This is a genomic window from Pseudomonas sp. GM79, from assembly GCF_000282495.1.
Classification (GTDB): Bacteria; Pseudomonadota; Gammaproteobacteria; order Pseudomonadales; family Pseudomonadaceae; genus Aquipseudomonas.
Genome location: NZ_AKJE01000060.1, coordinates 13,663 through 30,744, shown reverse-complemented (window position 1 = coordinate 30,744; position 17,082 = coordinate 13,663). Strand labels below are relative to the sequence as shown.

15 protein-coding genes are annotated in these 17,082 nt (G+C 59.1%); 2 read left to right on the top strand and 13 right to left on the bottom strand.

Annotation, left to right across the window (positions count from 1 at the left end):
• Window positions 1–85: 85 nt before the first annotated feature.
• The 3 genes from PMI36_RS12180 to PMI36_RS12190 form a co-directional block, all read right to left on the bottom strand.
• Entirely contained in the window at window positions 86–1,192 is a 1,107-nt protein-coding gene (locus PMI36_RS12180) for an NADH:flavin oxidoreductase/NADH oxidase (RefSeq protein WP_008072878.1), read from the bottom strand.
• 271 nt (window positions 1,193–1,463) lie between these two features.
• Window positions 1,464–3,173 (bottom strand): single-stranded-DNA-specific exonuclease RecJ, encoded by a 1,710-nt coding sequence (recJ, locus tag PMI36_RS12185; RefSeq protein WP_008072876.1) that lies wholly within the window; start codon window positions 3,171–3,173, stop codon window positions 1,464–1,466.
• A gap of 66 nt (window positions 3,174–3,239) precedes the next feature.
• On the bottom strand, window positions 3,240–3,782 hold the full coding sequence (locus tag PMI36_RS12190; protein ID WP_008072874.1) for a YaeQ family protein: 543 nt from the start codon (window positions 3,780–3,782) through the stop codon (window positions 3,240–3,242).
• Window positions 3,783–3,928: 146 nt separating this feature from the next.
• Between PMI36_RS12190 and PMI36_RS12195 the strand changes: the two genes are divergently transcribed.
• Complete coding sequence (locus tag PMI36_RS12195; RefSeq protein WP_008072872.1) at window positions 3,929–5,128, top strand: CaiB/BaiF CoA transferase family protein; 1,200 nt, start codon at window positions 3,929–3,931, stop codon at window positions 5,126–5,128.
• Window positions 5,109–6,035 (top strand): TIGR02285 family protein, encoded by a 927-nt coding sequence (locus tag PMI36_RS12200; protein ID WP_008072870.1) that lies wholly within the window; start codon window positions 5,109–5,111, stop codon window positions 6,033–6,035. The genes PMI36_RS12195 and PMI36_RS12200 overlap by 20 nt, the downstream gene beginning before the upstream one ends.
• A 170-nt stretch (window positions 6,036–6,205) precedes the next feature.
• Here PMI36_RS12200 and PMI36_RS12205 read toward each other — a convergent pair whose 3' ends face one another.
• From PMI36_RS12205 to yajC, 10 genes are all read right to left on the bottom strand, one after another.
• Window positions 6,206–6,493 (bottom strand): DUF3509 domain-containing protein, encoded by a 288-nt coding sequence (locus PMI36_RS12205; protein WP_007897606.1) that lies wholly within the window; start codon window positions 6,491–6,493, stop codon window positions 6,206–6,208.
• A 310-nt stretch (window positions 6,494–6,803) separates the two neighbouring features.
• Entirely contained in the window at window positions 6,804–8,159 is a 1,356-nt protein-coding gene (locus PMI36_RS12210; protein ID WP_008072868.1) for a transporter substrate-binding domain-containing protein, read from the bottom strand.
• A 133-nt stretch (window positions 8,160–8,292) separates the two neighbouring features.
• Window positions 8,293–9,702: a threonine synthase gene (gene thrC / locus PMI36_RS12215; protein ID WP_008072866.1), complete on the bottom strand. Its 1,410-nt coding sequence runs from the start codon at window positions 9,700–9,702 to the stop codon at window positions 8,293–8,295.
• A 108-nt stretch (window positions 9,703–9,810) separates the two neighbouring features.
• Entirely contained in the window at window positions 9,811–11,115 is a 1,305-nt protein-coding gene (locus PMI36_RS12220; RefSeq protein ID WP_032830508.1) for a homoserine dehydrogenase, read from the bottom strand.
• 133 nt (window positions 11,116–11,248) lie between these two features.
• On the bottom strand, window positions 11,249–11,980 hold the full coding sequence (gene dsbC, locus PMI36_RS12225; RefSeq protein ID WP_008072863.1) for a bifunctional protein-disulfide isomerase/oxidoreductase DsbC: 732 nt from the start codon (window positions 11,978–11,980) through the stop codon (window positions 11,249–11,251).
• A 165-nt stretch (window positions 11,981–12,145) separates the two neighbouring features.
• Window positions 12,146–13,042, bottom strand: coding sequence for a site-specific tyrosine recombinase XerD (gene xerD, locus PMI36_RS12230; RefSeq protein WP_008072861.1), 897 nt, complete (start codon window positions 13,040–13,042; stop codon window positions 12,146–12,148).
• A 133-nt stretch (window positions 13,043–13,175) separates the two neighbouring features.
• On the bottom strand, window positions 13,176–13,727 hold the full coding sequence (locus tag PMI36_RS12235) for a glycine zipper 2TM domain-containing protein (protein WP_008072859.1): 552 nt from the start codon (window positions 13,725–13,727) through the stop codon (window positions 13,176–13,178).
• Window positions 13,728–13,848: 121 nt separating this feature from the next.
• Window positions 13,849–14,763 (bottom strand): protein translocase subunit SecF, encoded by a 915-nt coding sequence (secF, locus tag PMI36_RS12240; RefSeq protein WP_008072858.1) that lies wholly within the window; start codon window positions 14,761–14,763, stop codon window positions 13,849–13,851.
• A 9-nt stretch (window positions 14,764–14,772) separates the two neighbouring features.
• The gene (gene secD, locus PMI36_RS12245; RefSeq protein ID WP_008072856.1) at window positions 14,773–16,641 is read right to left on the bottom strand and encodes a protein translocase subunit SecD; all 1,869 of its coding nucleotides are present in this window, start codon (window positions 16,639–16,641) and stop codon (window positions 14,773–14,775) included.
• Window positions 16,642–16,704: 63 nt separating this feature from the next.
• Window positions 16,705–17,040 (bottom strand): preprotein translocase subunit YajC, encoded by a 336-nt coding sequence (gene yajC, locus PMI36_RS12250; protein ID WP_008014002.1) that lies wholly within the window; start codon window positions 17,038–17,040, stop codon window positions 16,705–16,707.
• Window positions 17,041–17,082: the final 42 nt, after the last annotated feature.

Here is a 17,082-nt window from a genome sequence, read left to right as displayed (position 1 = left end):
CCGAACCGCCGACCAATATCTCGAACCAGAAATCAAAAAGCCCCGGTCAACACGACCGGGGCTTTTTGGTTTTTACAGCGGCCTTCTAGTCACGCAAATCCGATTCATGAATCGGCTGGTCACGATGGGTAGCCCGCTGGTATTGCGCCGGCCAGACAGCCTTGTGCCCGCCCAGATCGTCATCGGCATGCAGCGCCCAATACGGATCACGCAACAGTTCCCGGGCGAGAAAGATGATGTCGGCCTGACAGGTACGCAGAATGTGCTCGGCCTGAGCCGGTTCGGTGATCATTCCTACAGTGCCAGTGGCAATGCCTGACTCCTTGCGTACGCGCTCGGCGAAACGGGTCTGATAACCGGGGCCTGTAGGAATCTCGGCGTTTACCGCCGTCCCGCCCGATGAGACATCGATCAGGTCCACGCCCAGATCTTTGAGGCGTCGCGCCAGCTCCACGGTTTCGTCGGGGTTCCAGCCATCTTCCACCCAATCGGTGGCCGACACTCGCACAAACACCGGTAACTCCTCAGGCCACACCGCACGCACCGCTTCGGTGACTTGCAGCACCAGCCGAATCCGATTCTCGAACGAGCCGCCGTACTGATCGCGTCGCTGATTGCTCAGGGGCGAAAGAAACTGGTGCAACAGGTAACCGTGGGCGGCGTGTACTTCGACCACTTTGAAACCGGCGGTCAGCGCCCGTTTGGCCGAATCGACGAAGGCCTGAATGACGTCAGCGATCTCGCCCTCATCGAGCTGCTTGGGTGGTGTGTGCTGGGGGTCAAAAGCGATCGGCGAAGGGCCGACCGGGGTCCAGCCGCCGTCTTCCGGCTTGACGCTGCCATGCTTGCCGAGCCACGGCCGATGCGTACTGGCCTTGCGCCCGGCGTGCGCCAACTGGATGCCGGCAACGGCACCCTGGGCAGCGATGAAGCGCGTAATACGTTGCAAGGGTTCGATCTGTTGATCATTCCAGAGACCGAGGTCCTGGGCGGTAATCCGCCCATCAGCGGTGACCGCCGTGGCTTCGGTGAATACCAGACCAGCGCCGCCGATAGCACGGCTGCCGAGGTGGACCAGATGCCAGTCATTGGCCAGCCCATCGACGCTGGAGTACTGGCACATCGGGGATACCGCGATGCGGTTAAGCAGGGTCAATTGACGAAGAGTATAGGGTTCAAGCAGCAGACTCATGGGGCACCTCTCGAATCAGTGGGCAGGCTCCAGGGTTCTGTTTGAATAGTCGACGAGTGACAGGAAAAAGGGTGCAGCACCCGCCCCCGCGGGCAAAAAATTCGACAAGACGTCACAAGGATAATCAAGCAGTGCTTAGAGACTAGTCGACATCGGGAAGATGAGGGAGGGTTCCGGGGATAATTGGCGTCAGGGAGATCGCTATCGCGGGCAAGCCCGCTCCCACAAGGACGATATAGATCCTGTGGGAGCGGGCTTGCCCGCGATGGGGTCAACGCGGTTCGATGTGGGCAATCATCAACTGAACGGTCTCGTTCCCACGGAACTCATTGAGGTCGAGCTTGTAAGCCAGTTCAACCCACTTGATGGTCGGATTCGGCCAGATATCACGGTCGATACCGAAGGCAATGCCGTCCAGCTTCACCGAACCGCATTCACTTTTCAGCACCACTTTGAGGTGCCGCTCCCCCACGACGCGTTGCTCGACCAACTGGAACACCCCGTGAAACAGTGGCTCCGGGAAGTGTTGCCCCCACGGCCCGGCGTGGCGCAGGGCGCGGGCCAGTTCCAGGTGAAACTCTTCGACCGCCAAGGTGCCGTCCGACAGCAGACGCCCGGTCAGGTCTTCTTCGCGCATTTGCCTACGCACTTCAGCGTCAAAGGCCTCGGCAAACAACGGAAAATTCGCTTCCGGCAACGTCAGGCCTGCCGCCATGGCGTGGCCGCCGTATTTGCTGATCAGGTTCGGATGTTGCGCCGCGACCACGCTCAAGGCGTCGCGAATATGAAAGCCCTGCACCGAACGCCCCGAGCCCTTGAGCAGGCCATCGCCGGCATCGGCAAAGGCAATGGTCGGACGGAAATAGCGCTCTTTCATACGCGAGGCGAGGATTCCGATGACGCCTTGGTGCCACTCGGGATCGAACAGGCACAGGCCGAACGGCATCGATTCCACCGGCAGATCCTTGAGCTGGGCCAGCGCCTCACGCTGCATACCCTGCTCGATGGATTTGCGGTCCTGGTTCATGCCATCCAGTTGAGCGGCCATTTCACGGGCAGCGCCCGCGTCTTCGGTGAGCAGGCATTCGATGCCCAGGCTCATATCGTCCAGACGCCCTGCCGCGTTCAGACGCGGGCCGAGGATGAAACCCAGGTCAGTGGAGGTGATGCGTGAATGGTCGCGCTTGGCCACTTCAAGGATCGCCTTGATTCCCGGCCGCGCACGCCCGGCGCGAATCCGCTCCAGGCCCTGATGCACCAGAATCCGGTTGTTGGCATCCAGCGGTACCACGTCGGCGACGCTGCCCAATGCCACCAGGTCCAGCAATTCGCCAATGTTCGGCTGCGGCTTGCTCTCGTACCAGCCGAGGCTGCGCAAGCGCGCGCGCAGGGCCATCAGTACGTAGAAAATTACCCCGACACCGGCCAGGGCTTTGCTCGGAAACTCGCAACCCGGCTGATTCGGATTGACGATGGCATCGGCCAACGGCAGCTCATCGCCGGGCAAGTGGTGATCGGTGACCAGCACCTTGAGCCCGGCCTTTTTCGCCGCGGCCACGCCTTCGACGCTGGAAATGCCGTTGTCCACGGTGATCAGCAGGTGCGGTTCGCGGGTCAGCGCCACTTCGACGATCTCCGGCGTCAGGCCATAGCCGTACTCGAACCGGTTCGGCACCAGATAGTCGACGTGCGCCGCGCCCAACAGGCGCAACCCCAGCATGCCCACGGTACTGGCCGTCGCGCCGTCGGCGTCGAAGTCGCCGACAATCAGTATCCGCTGACGTTGCTCCAGAGCCGTCACCAGCAAATCCACCGCCGCATCGATGCCTTTGAGCTGCTGATACGGAATCAGCCGCGCCAGGCTCTTGTCCAGTTCAGCCTCGGACTGCACGCCACGCGCCGCGTAAAGGCGGGTCAGCAGTGGTGGAATATCACCGAGGAATGGCAGGGTGTCGGGCAACAGGCGAGGTTCGATGCGCATGGGGTGACAGGTGCTTCTCTTGAATACGTAGGATAAAACCGGGTAACGCGGTTCAGCGGCGAATAATCAGCCGCGTTCACCGCTCAGCCACTGCAACTGGACTTCGTGCTGACCACGGTCGTCGGTGACGAAAATCGTTCCTTCGCTGATCATCACATCCCACTTGATAACGCGCGGCATGTCCTTGGCCAGGGTTTCCAGCACTTCCTGAGGCACGGCGGCGATGTGAACATTTTTCAGGTTTTTAATTGCCGGGATCACTTTGGTTTCCCAGACCCGCAGGCTGCCGTAAGCCAGCAGGCTGGTGCGCTCGGTTCGGCGCGAGCACCAGGTCAGGCGATCGGCGTCTGGCTGACCGACTTCGATCCAGTGCAGGACACGATCATCCAGGCTCTTTTCCCACAGCGCTGGCTCATCCACGTCTGACAGACCGCGACCGAAGGACAGCTGTTCGTTGTACCAGAAGGCGTAGGCCAGCAGCCGCACGGTCATGCGCTCTTCGGTTTCCGAAGGGTGACGGGCGATGGTCTGCTTCACGTTCTCGTAGACGCTGCGGTCGAGGTCGGTGAGGTTCAGTTCAAACTTGTAGGTCGTGGACGGCTGGGCCATGAACGGGCTTCTTGATACGAGGAAAGGCGGCAAGTCTAACCGATGCAACAGGCAATCAACGAATTGAAGGCATCAACTTTGGGCGATGGACGTCGGCCTATGTTAAAACTCTGTATCCGCTCAGCCTTTGTCCTACAGGATTCAGCATGCCGTTTTCCAACAAACCGCTCTCCGGTCTGAAAGTCATCGAATTGGGTACGTTGATTGCCGGGCCGTTTGCCTCGCGTATTTGCGGCGAGTTCGGCGCCGAAGTGATCAAGATCGAGTCCCCGGACGGCGGCGATCCGCTGCGCAAATGGCGCAAGTTGTATGAAGGCACTTCGCTGTGGTGGTTCGTTCAGGCGCGTAACAAGAAGTCTTTGACCTTGAACCTGAAACACCCGGATGGCTTGGCGATTCTCAAACAGCTGCTCAGCGAAGCGGACATTTTGATCGAGAATTTTCGCCCCGGCGTGTTGGAAAAGCTTGGTTTGGGCTGGGAAGTCTTGCACGCACTGAACCCGAAACTGGTGATGGTGCGGCTGTCGGGCTTTGGCCAGACCGGGCCGATGAAAGATCAGCCGGGCTTCGGTGCGGTCGGTGAATCCATGGGCGGCCTGCGTTACATCACCGGGTTCGAGGACCGGCCGCCGGTGCGCACCGGGATTTCCATCGGCGATTCGATTGCCGCACTCTGGGGCGTGATCGGCGCACTGATGGCCTTGCGGCATCGCGAGGTCAACGGTGGCTTGGGGCAAGTAGTGGACGTGGCGTTGTACGAAGCGATCTTCGCCATGATGGAAAGCATGGTCCCGGAGTTCGACGTGTTCGGCTTCATCCGCGAACGCACCGGCAACATCATGCCGGGCATCACGCCCTCCTCCATTCACACCAGCGCCGATGGCAAACACGTACAGATCGGCGCCAACGGCGATGCGATCTTCAAGCGTTTCATGCTGATCATCGGTCGCGAAGACCTGGCCAACGACCCTGTGCTGGCCAGCAACGACGGACGCGATAGTCGTCGCGACGAGATCTACGGGGTGATCGATCGCTGGGTCAACTCACTGCCGCTGGACGCGGTGATCGAGCAACTGAACCAGGCCGACGTTCCCGCCAGCCGGATCTTCAGTGCCGAAGACATGTTCAGCGATCCGCAGTACCTGGCCCGGGAAATGTTCTTGCAAGCCAAGCTGCCCGACGGCAAGGACTTCAAGATGCCCGGCATTGTGCCAAAACTTTCTGAGACACCCGGCAGCTCCGAATGGGTCGGGCCGCAGCTGGGTGAACACAATGCGCAAGTACTCCACGACCTTGGCTACGACCCGGCACAGATCACACGGTTGCGTGAAGACGGGGCCATCTAAGCTGAAGCGCCTGCTTTCATCCGCAATCGATTACGCCGGCATCGGACGTGTGCTGGCGGTGCTCGGGCTGTTGGCGGGGTTGATATCCCCGGCCCTGGCGCAACCTAAAGAGCATTTGCTCTGGCTGCTGCGCGATCTGCCGCCCGTGACGATCTTCGAAGGCCCGAAAAAAGGCCAGGGGGTTATCGATCAACTGATGCCGCTGTTGATCGCCGGCATGCCGCAATACGAACATACCCTGATGCGGGTCAATCGCGCCCGCGGCATGCAAATGCTTCACGAAGAATCCTTCACCTGCGACCCCTCGCTGATCTGGAGCAAGGAGCGCGAACAATGGATCGCCTTTTCCATTCCGGCCTTCCGGGCGGTCAGCAATGGGCTGGTGATTCGACGTGAAGATCGGTCGGTGCTGGAGCCCTTTCTCTTTGGCGATGAAGTCGATCTGGCAGCACTGTTGGCCAGCCGTCGAGAGAAAGTCGGGGTAGTGGCCGAGCGCCGTTACGGTCAGTTCCTCGACACACTGCTGCAACAGGCGCCGCCCGGCGCGCTGATGCCCCACTACGGCAACAACGCCCTCGGCAGTCTGTTGCAGATGCAGCGCCTGGGTCGTTTGCAGGTGGTCTTGGGTTACTGGCCGGAAATCCGCTATCAGGCTCGTCAGGAACATATTGCCGACGATCAGTTAGAGTTTTATCCGGTCAAAGGCACGGGCAAATACTTGTCCGGGTACATCGGTTGCTCGAATACGCCCCAGGGGCGACAGGCAATCAGTGAAATCAATCAGCTATTGCGCGCCCTGCCCCGCGAGCGCCTGGACCCGCTGTACGCCGACTGGCTCGATCCGCAAAGACGCAAGGACTACCTGGAAGAAACCAAAGCCTTTTTCGAGCGTCAGGCCGCGCAGTGACAAATCGCAGACAAAAAGAAACCCCGAGAAGTGGGGAGACGACTCGGGGTTAAACGTGGCCTACATAAAGACCAGTAACAACAAGCTACAAGCACCGGAGCACAATGCTTGATCCTGCTGTTACATGGTCTGACTGACCTTGGCGCCGGAAGGTTCCCACAAAAAACGATTCAATTTCGGCTGGCCAGGATCTTGTCCTGTGCAGCATTGCGCAACGCCGCGATGACACAGGGCTCCAGGCGTCCTTCAGCGATCAGCACGTCACGGTGCAGCCCGTCGACGACATCCGTCAGCAGACGTTTATCGGTTAACTGGGCCTGATTGAACGTCCGTTCGACCACCGTAGCGCCGCTCGCACTTTTCAGTGTCACCAGGCATTCGCCATGGGCACCCGATGGGGTCAACGTGACCTGATACGGGCTTAGAGCCTCACCGAGCAATAGACTGATACTTTCCATCTCGATCACCACTCAATAGTCCGAAAACAAAGTGCCTGGGGTGTGTCCACAGTAGATGACCACAGGCCCGAGAAGAAAGTTCTGGATTCCAACGGCAGGCGCACCGGCGCCTCTGGTAACTAGAGCATGCACGGTCAAGATGACAGTAAAAAAACAGCTGACTCACGTTTAATGCCAGGTGCAGAACTTGTGGGAGCGGGCTTGCTCGCGAAGGCGGTGTGCCAGGCAATATTAATGTCGACTGATACTCCCTCTTCGCGAGCAAGCCCGCTCCCACAGGGATTGCGCCTGACTGACAGGCATTGCCACTTCACACCTGCCTTGTACGCTTGCCGATATCGCTCCATCCGCCCAGCAGTCCTCGCAATTGACCGTCCGCACTGTAGAACGGCACCGTCCACTGGTAGATATCCCTGACTCCGTCCTTGAACATCAACTGACGTTCGCTGAAGCGAGTCTTGCGAGTACCGAGCTGGGCCATAAACTCAGCGTGAAGCTGCTCGGCAGTCTCTTTGGGCAAGACATCAAGTTCGATCAGTTGTCGCCCCTGAACCTGATCGAAACGGGTCGACAAGCGCTCCTCATAGCTTTTGTTGCACATGATCAAACGCCCTTCCAGATCACGCACGAACATCGGATCGGGCATGGCGTCTATCAATGCGTGCTGGAATGCGAGCTGGTCATTGAGGTCTTTCTCGGCGTCCCGACGTTGTTCGATCAGTGCGGCGAGCCGACGGTTCCACAGCAATGAAAGCAGGCCGAACAGGCTAACGATGAACAGGCTCCAGCAGCCCCACTGGGTTACCCGCTGCCAGGCCGAGGGCGCATGTACCGGTGCAATTCCATTCAGCCATTTCAGCCGTATGGCGCGTAGCTCGGCAGGCGGGAATGCTTCGAGCGCCTTGTTGAGGATGCTCAATAAGTGCGGTTGTCCTTTGCGGACCGCCAAGTGATCAGCCTCCCACTTGCCCTCCACCGCAGGCCCTACCTTGAGCCGGTCCGAGGGATAAAGCTGCGCTCCGATTTCATTTTCTATGGTGGCGTAGGCCTCGCCACTTTCCACCAGCGCCAAGGCTTCAGCGTAGGTTTTGACCAGACGCAGCTCAATCGCCGGGTAATCACGACGAATCACACCCTCCAAGGCGTGCCGGGCCGGCAATACCAGGACTCTTCTGGAAAGTTGTTCCAGGGACTGTAACGCCGGTGTGTCGGCCAGCCCCACGAGTACCCAACCCGCCCCGCCGAATGCATGGCTGAAATCCAGGAACACCTTGCGCTCGTCATTTATTGCCAACGTCGTGCTCATGTCCGCCGCGCCGCTTTCCAGTAGTTCCAGCAGTTGATCGGTAGAAAACGACTCTTCATGGACGAACCGCAGCCCTGTCATGGCGCTGATTCGGTCGAGCACATCGTTGTTCAAACCGCTCCAGTGGCCATACTCATCCTTGAACAGGTACTGCGGGTACTGCGCCGACGCGACAACGACCTCGGGATGATCACGAACCCATTGCAGCTCCTGAGCATCCAGCTCAATGCGTGCGACGGCGGTTGGCTCCCTGGACTCATGTGTCACCCATTGCGCTGCCTTTACCCATTGCCCGAAGCCCAGGGCGCCCAGCAAAAACATCCAGCACACGGCTGGTTTAAACCCTCTGAAAAACAGCATTGCCACTTCCTTGGTAATCGTCTCGCCCGTCCTTCATGGGCGGCTCTTCTTTTACGAAACCCGGCAAGTGTGGCATGCAGAAATGAGAAAGCCCGTCAGGAGACGGGCTTCAAAATGTGACAGCTTTTACCGGTTACAGCGGCTTGCCGCGGTTGCCATGCTGACTGACAAAGGCCTGTACGGCTTTCAGGTCGTTCGGCAACACGGTGCAACGCTCATCTCGCTCAAACAAATCAGAAAGATGTGCAGGTAGTTCAAGCGCTTTTCCTACACCGGCTTTTTCCACTGCGTCCGGGAATTTGACCGGATGGGCTGTACCGAGGATCACCATCGGGATATCCAGGCTGCGACGGCATTCGCGCGCGGCCTTCACGCCGATGGCAGTGTGCGGGTCCAGCAGCTCGCCGGTTTGCTCAAAGACTTCGGCAATGGTTTCGCACGTTTGGGCGTCGTCCACGGCCAGCGAATCGAACAGTTTGCGTGCCTCGGTCCAGCGCTCCTCTTCGACGCTGAAACCGCCGCCCTGCTTGAAGGTGTCCATCAAGCCGGCTATTGCCGCGCCGTTACGACCGTGCAGGTCGAACAGCAGGCGTTCGAAGTTCGACGACACCATAATGTCCATGGAGGGCGACAGTGTGGCGTGCAGGGTTTCCTTGACGTACTGATTGCCGCTCATGAAGCGGTGCAGGATGTCGTTGCGGTTGGTGGCGACGATCAACTGGTTGATCGGCAGGCCCATGTTGCGCGCCAGGTATCCGGCGAAGATATCGCCGAAGTTGCCGGTCGGCACCGAGAACGACACCGAACGCGCCGGGCCACCCAGCTGCAGGGATGCGTGGAAGTAGTAAACGATCTGGGCCATGATCCGCGCCCAGTTGATCGAGTTCACCGCCACCAGGCGCGTACCCTTGAGGAAGCTCTGGTCGGCGAAGCTGGCCTTGACCATTTCCTGGCAGTCATCGAAGTTGCCTTCGATGGCGATGTTATGGATGTTTTCGCCGAAGATGGTGGTCATCTGGCGACGCTGCACTTCGGACACACGGTTGTGCGGGTGCAGGATGAAGATGTCGACGTTTTCGCAGTGCTTGCAGCCTTCGATGGCGGCTGAACCAGTGTCACCGGAGGTGGCGCCAACAATCACCACGCGCTCACCGCGTTTTTCCAGCACGTAGTCGAGCAAGCGACCGAGCAGTTGCAGGGCAAAGTCCTTGAACGCCAGGGTCGGGCCGTGGAACAGCTCCAGCACCCATTCGTTGCCATTGAGCTGACGCAACGGGGCCACGGCGTTGTGGGAAAACACGCCGTACGTTTCTTCAAGAATCTTTTTGAAATCGGCATCGGGAATGCTGCCGGTCACGAACGGGCGCATTACCCGGAAGGCCAGCTCGTGATACGGCAGGCCGGCCCAGGAAGCGATCTCTTCCTGAGTGAAACGTGGCAGGTTTTCCGGCACGTACAGACCGCCGTCGGTGGCGAGACCGGCCAGCAGGACATCTTCGAAGTTCAGGGCCGGTGCCTGGCCGCGGGTACTGATATAACGCATAGGGGCAAACCTTCGGTTTGGGCTTCAAGCCTCAAGCTACAAGCTACAAGCTAACGCCAGACGGCCTTAACTTGTCGCTTGAAGCTTGCAGCTTGCCGCTGCTTTAATTTAGTTCAGGTGCTCGACGCGGATTCGTACGACCGGGCCGACCACGCCTTCCAAGGCCTCCAGGGCGGTGATCGCGTCGTTCATGTGCTGCTCCAGCACACGGTGCGTCAGCAGGATCATTGGCACCAGACCGTCATGCTCTTCGACTTCTTTCTGCATGATCGATTCGATGTTGATGCCGCGCTCCGACAGGATGCTCGCCACCTGAGCCAACACGCCCGGATGGTCCTTGGCCTGAATGCGCAGGTAGTAGGCGCTTTCACAGGATTCGATCGGCAGGATCGGATGAGCCGACAGCGAATCAGGCTGGAAAGCCAGGTGCGGCACGCGGTTTTCCGGATCGGAGGTCATGGCGCGAACCACATCCACCAGGTCGGCGATCACCGACGAAGCGGTCGGCTCCATGCCGGCGCCGGCGCCGTAGAACAAGGTCGAACCGGCAGCATCGCCGTTGACCATCACCGCGTTCATCACGCCGTTGACGTTGGCGAGCAAACGATCGGCCGGGATCAGCGTCGGGTGCACACGCAACTCGATACCGGCCGCGGTGCTGCGCGCCACGCCCAGGTGCTTGATGCGATAGCCCAGCGCTTCGGCGTAGTTCACGTCAGCGGTGGTCAGCTTGGTGATGCCTTCGGTGTAAGCCTTGTCGAATTGCAGCGGGATACCGAATGCAATGGACGCCAGGATCGTCAGCTTGTGGGCTGCATCGATGCCTTCGACGTCGAAGGTCGGGTCGGCTTCGGCGTAACCCAGGGCTTGGGCCTCGGCGAGTACGTCTTCGAAGGTGCGGCCCTTCTCACGCATTTCGGTGAGGATGAAGTTGCCGGTGCCGTTGATGATCCCGGCCACCCAGTTGATGCGATTGGCGGACAAACCTTCACGGATCGCTTTGATCACCGGGATGCCGCCGGCCACGGCCGCTTCGAACGCCACGATGACGCCCTTCTCGCGAGCCTTGGCGAAAATTTCATTACCGTGAACGGCAATCAGTGCCTTGTTCGCGGTGACCACATGCTTGCCATTCTCGATGGCCTTGAGTACCAGCTCGCGGGCAACGGTGTAGCCGCCCATCAGCTCTATAACGATGTCGATCTCAGGGTTCGTGGCCACTTCGAACACATCGTTGGTAATCGCAATACCGGTCGTCTGGAACTGAGGCTTTGGCGTGCGCATGGCAATTTGTGCCACTTCGATTCCACGCCCGGCACGACGAGCAATTTCCTCGGCGTTGCGCTGAAGTACGTTGAAGGTACCGCCACCGACGGTCCCTAACCCACAGATGCCTACTTTGACCGGTTTCACTGTGAACTCCCCATAAAACGGCCGACTCAAGGCCGGCCGTGAAAACAACCGCATACTCGCGGCTCTCTATTAATGGCCCGACAATATTGCCGCCGAACCATGATCGTCAAAGGCTGACCATGACGATGCGAAATTATTTCGCGCCCAATGCCAGTTTGGCGACTTGTGGCGCAGGCTGGTAGCCCGGAATGACCTGTCCGTCGGCCAAAACGATGGCCGGTGTACCGTTCACGCCGATCGACTGACCGAGGGCGAACTGTTTGGCTACCGGGTTCTCGCACTTGGCGGCCTTGATTTCCTTGCCATCGACCATTTTGTCCATGGCCGCTTTCTTGTCCTTGGAGCACCACACGGCTTGCAGTTGCTCGTCACCCGCCGAGCCCAGGCCCTGGCGCGGGAACGCAACATAACGCACTTCGATACCCAGCTTGTTCAGCGCCGGCACTTCGGCGTGCAGCTTGTGACAATACGGGCATGTGGTGTCGGTGAACACGGTGATGTGTGATTTGGTTTCGCCGATTGCCGGGTAAACCACGGTTTCAGCCACTGGAATGTTATTGATCAGTTTGGAAATGCCCAGGCGCTCGGTCTTCTCGGTCAGGTTGACCGGTTTGCCGTCCTTGAGCTGGAACAGGTAACCCTGAACGACGTATTGGCCATCGGCGCTGGCGTAAAGCACACGGCTGCCCTTGAGTTTGACTTCGTACAGACCTGGCAGCGGGCTGGCGGTGATGCTTTCGACCGGCACGTCGAGCTCGAGGGTTTGCAGGCTTTTACGAATGGCTTTGTCGGCCGTGTCATCGGCGACGGCAAAGGTACTGACCAACGCAATGGCTGCGGCGGCGAAAATCTGGGTCAGACGCATGAGAACTCCTGAAGGCGGACAAATGGGACGATCAGAACACCCGTGCCGAAACACCGGGTCATAACCGCCCATCGTGCAAACCGGCAAAGCCTACCACATAAGGCCCCCGTGGCGATGGGGCAAGCCCACTCACTACAGGCCAGCATTCCCATGCCAGGAGCTGCGTTAGCCGCGTGGGTGATGTTTGGCGTGCAGGTCCTGCAAACGTGCGCGGGCGACGTGAGTATAGATCTGGGTGGTCGAGAGATCGCTGTGGCCGAGCAGCATTTGCACCACGCGCAGGTCGGCACCGTGGTTGAGCAGGTGCGTGGCGAAGGCATGACGCAGGGTATGCGGCGACAGCGATTTGCCGATCCCGGCGACCTTGGCCTGGTACTTGATGCGGTGCCAGAAGGTCTGGCGGGTCATCTGCTCGCCGCGCAGGCTGGGGAACAGCACATCGCTGGGACGCCCACCCAGCAACTCGCCACGGGCATCGCGCATGTAGCGCTCGACCCAGACAATCGCCTCCTCGCCCATCGGCACCAGTCGTTCCTTGCTGCCCTTGCCCATCACCCGCAGCACGCCTTGGCGCAGGTTGACCTGTTCCAGCGTCAGGCTGATCAGCTCCGTGACCCGCAAGCCACAGGCGTAAAGCACTTCGAGCATGGCGCGGTCTCGTTGACCGATGGCTTCGCTCAGGTCAGGTGCTTTTAACAAGGCCTCCACATCCGCTTCCGACAAGGACTTAGGCAATGGTCGCCCCAGTTGCGGCATATCGACGCGCAAGGTCGGATCGACTGCAATCAGCTTTTCCCGCAGCAAATAGCGATAGAAGCCACGCACGCCGGAGAGAAATCGCGCTGTCGAGCGGGGTTTGTAGTTTTGCTCCAGACGCCAGGCCAAGTGATCGAGGATCAATTCGCGGCCGGCATTGATCAGCTCCAAGCCCTTCTCCTGCAGCCAACCGTTGAACAAGGCCAGGTCGCTGCGATAGGCATCGCGGGTGTTATCGGAAAGGCCTTTTTCCAGCCACAGGGCGTCAAGGAACTGGTCTATCAGGGGATGATCAATGGCAGGCATGGGGTCTCGGACAGGCAGGCGCAAGGCCGCGAAAAATGAGGAGTCTTTCATAGCACGTTGGCGGCGAACATATAATTCAGGCACAAAAAAAGCATCCCTCTCGAGATGCTTCTTTTTGCTTGAGGCGCTCAGCTTATTGTTGAGCCGGTTCGTTCTGCCCCAGGATCAACTTGCCTTCCTTGTCGACCGGAATCTGGTTGCCCGGATCGCGATCCATCCGCACTTTGCCTTCCTTGCCATCCAGCGAATAACGAACGTCGTAGCCTACAACCTTGTCGCTGATGTCATTCACGGTGTTACAGCGGGTTTGAGTGGTGGTGTAGGTATCACGCTCCTGCATGCCTTCCTGCACCTTGTTGCCCGCATAACCACCGCCGACCGCACCGGCCACTGTGGCGATTTTCTTGCCTGTACCGCCGCCGATCTGGTTGCCCAACAGGCCACCCGCCAGCGCGCCGACCACCGTACCGGCGATCTGGTGTTGATCTTTTACCGGCGCTTGCCGGGTAACCGTAACGTCCTTGCACACTTCACGTGGAGTCTTGATTTGTGTCTTGACCGGTTCAACGGCCAGCACTTGCGCATACTCAGGGCCGCTTTTAACCAGCTTGTAGGTGGCAACAGCACCCCCGGCGGTGACACCGACAGCACCCAATACCGCACCAACCAGCAACGACTTGTTCACATGAACCTCCTGACCATCACAGACGGGACAAACCCGCGCTTCTCCCAGCCTTGGAGCATAAAAAAAGGCGCGAGTTCAACACTCGCGCCTTCTCGGCCTACAGCTGGAAAAGCGATAACCGTTATGGACGGTCGTCGACTTCCGTCTCGGCCACCGCAGCAGGAATCAGGTCCTCGCTGCTCAGGTTCAGCCAGATCAGCACCACGTTCGCGATGTAGATCGACGAGTAAGTACCCGCCAGAACACCGATGAACAGGGCGATGGAGAAGCCGAACAGGTTGTCGCCACCGAAGAACAACAAGGCCGCGATCGCCAGCAACGTGGAGATCGACGTCGCCATGGTCCGCAGCAGGGTTTGCGTGGTCGAGATGTTGATGTTCTCGATCAGGCTGGCCTTGCGCAGTACCCGGAAGTTCTCACGAACCCGGTCGAATACCACGATGGTGTCGTTGAGCGAGTAGCCGATGATCGCCAGCACCGCCGCCAGTACCGTCAGGTCGAAGGTGATCTGGAAGAACGACAGGATACCGATGGTCACGATCACGTCGTGGATCAGCGAAACGATTGCACCGACTGCAAACTTCCACTGAAAGCGGAAAGCCAGGTAGATCAAAATGCCGCCCAGCGCCATCAGCATGCCGAGGCCGCCCTGGTCACGCAGTTCTTCACCGACCTGAGGGCCGACGAATTCGACGCGCTTGACCACCGCAGGGTTGTCGCCACCGAGCTTCTGCAAGGCCTCGGCCACCTGGTGACCCAGCTGCGGGTCTTCACCTGGCATACGCACCAGCAAATCGGTAGTCGCACCGAAGCTCTGCACGATCGCCTCTTGATAACCCGACGTCACCAGCTGCTCACGCACCTTGGTGACGTCAGCCGGACGCTCGTAGGTCAGCTCGATGAGCGTACCGCCGGTGAAGTCCAGCCCCCAGTTCATGCCCTTGGTGGCGACGCTGAACAGAGCCAGGACCGTAAGGAACAATGTGACGCCGAACGCAACGTTGCGAACGCCCATGAAGTTGATTGTACGTAACATGGCAGCCCCTTAAATCCACAACTTCTTGAAGTCACGACCGCCGAAGATCAGGTTGACCATCGCGCGGGTCACCATGATGGCCGTGAACATCGAGGTAAAGATCCCGAGGGACATGGTCACTGCGAAACCCTTGACCGGGCCGGTGCCCATGGCGAAGAGAATCCCGCCGACCAACAAGGTTGTCAGGTTGGCGTCGAGAATCGCGGTAAATGCCCGGCCGAAGCCTTCGTTGATTGCCCGCTGTACGGTCATGCCAGCCGCGATCTCTTCACGTATCCGCGAGAAGATCAGTACGTTGGCGTCGACCGCCATACCCATGGTCAACACGATACCGGCGATACCTGGCAGGGTCAGCGTTGCACCCAGCAGCGACATCAAGGCCAGCAGCATCACCATGTTCACCGTCAGCGCGACGGTGGCGATGAGGCCGAAGAAGCGGTAGATGGCCATGATGAACAGCGAGACAAACAGCATGCCCCACAGCGAGGCATCGATACCTTTGGTGATGTTGTCAGCACCCAGGCTTGGGCCGATGGTACGTTCTTCAGCGAAGTACATCGGTGCCGCCAGACCACCGGCACGCAGCAGCAGCGCCAGCTCGGACGATTCGCCCTGGCCGTTCAGGCCAGTGATGCGGAACTGGGCACCCAGCGGCGACTGGATGGTCGCCAGGCTGATGATCTTCTTCTCTTCTTTAAACGTCTGAACCGGTACGTCTTTCTCGACACCGTTGACCACTTGCTTGACGTAAGTAGTGACAGGACGTTGCTCGATGAAGATCACCGCCATGCTGCGACCGACGTTGTTACGCGTCGCACGACTCATCAGCTCGCCGCCATGGCCATCCAGACGGATGTTCACTTCTGGCGTGCCTTGCTCGCCGAAGCCAGCCTTGGCGTCAGTCACCTGGTCACCGGTGATGATCAGGCCACGCTCGATCAGCGCCGCAGGACGATTGCCTTCCCGGAACTCGAACGATTCGGAAGTGGCTTTCGAAGCGCCTGGCTCAGCCGCCAGACGGAACTCAAGGTTGGCCGTCTTGCCGAGGATACGCTTGGCTTCTGCAGTGTCTTGCACGCCCGGCAGCTCAACCACGATGCGGTTGGCGCCTTGGCGCTGAACGATAGGTTCGGCAACACCCAGCTCGTTGACGCGGTTACGTACCGTGGTCAAGTTCTGCTTGATGGAGTATTCGCGGATTTCCGCCAGCTTGGCCGGGGTCATCGCCAGACGCAGTACCGGTTGGCCATTGAGGTCGGCCGGAACAATATCGAAATCGTTGAAGTTCTTGCGAATCAGCGCACGCGCCTCTTCACGGGCTGCTTCATCAGTGAAGCCCAGCTGAATGGCACCGCCCAGTTGCGGCAGGCTGCGATAGCGCAGACGCTCTTTACGCAACAGGCTCTTGACGTCGCCTTCGTAGACTTTCAGGCGTGCATCGAGGGCTTTGTCCATGTCCACTTCCAGCAGGAAGTGCACACCACCGGACAAGTCCAGACCCAGCTTCATCGGGTGCGCGCCAAGGCTGCGCAGCCATTGCGGGGTGGTTTGTGCCAGGTTCAGTGCAACGACGTAGTCATCACCCAATGCCTTGCGTACGACGTCTTTGGCTGGCAGCTGATCTTCAGCCTTGGTCAGACGGATCAGACCGCCCTTGCCGCCCGCAGCCAGGGTGGCCGCCTTGACGTTGATCCCGGAATCCTTGAGCGCGGTGCTCACACGATCCAGATCAGCCTGAGTAACCTGCAGCGCAGTGCTTGCACCGCTGACCTGAATGGCCGGGTCATCAGGGTATAGATTGGGAGCGGAATAAATCAGACCGATCGCCAGCACCGCCAGGATCAGAATGTATTTCCACAGAGGGTATTTGTTCAGCATCACGCCGCCCGCTTATGACGCGGGGCGCCTTGCGCGCCCCGTCGATTGAGTAGAAGTTGAAACTTAGATCGCTTTGAGCGTGCCTTTTGGCAGCGTGGCGGCGATGGCGCCTTTCTGGAATTTCATTTCGACGGTGTCGGAGACTTCCAGAACAACGAAGTCGTCGGACACTTTGGTGATCTTGCCGGCGATACCACCGGTGGTCACAACTTCGTCACCTTTTTGCAGGCTGCCCAGCAGGTTTTTCTGCTCTTTGGCACGTTTGGCCTGTGGACGCCAGATCATCAGGTAGAAGATGACCAGGAAACCGACCAGGAAAATCCACTCAAAGCCGCCGCCCATTGGGCCTGCCGCAGGTGCAGCAGCGTCAGCCATGGCATTAGAGATAAAAAAGCTCATTTAGCACTCCAGTTGCAAATGTTGAATCTTGGGGTCAGAAAA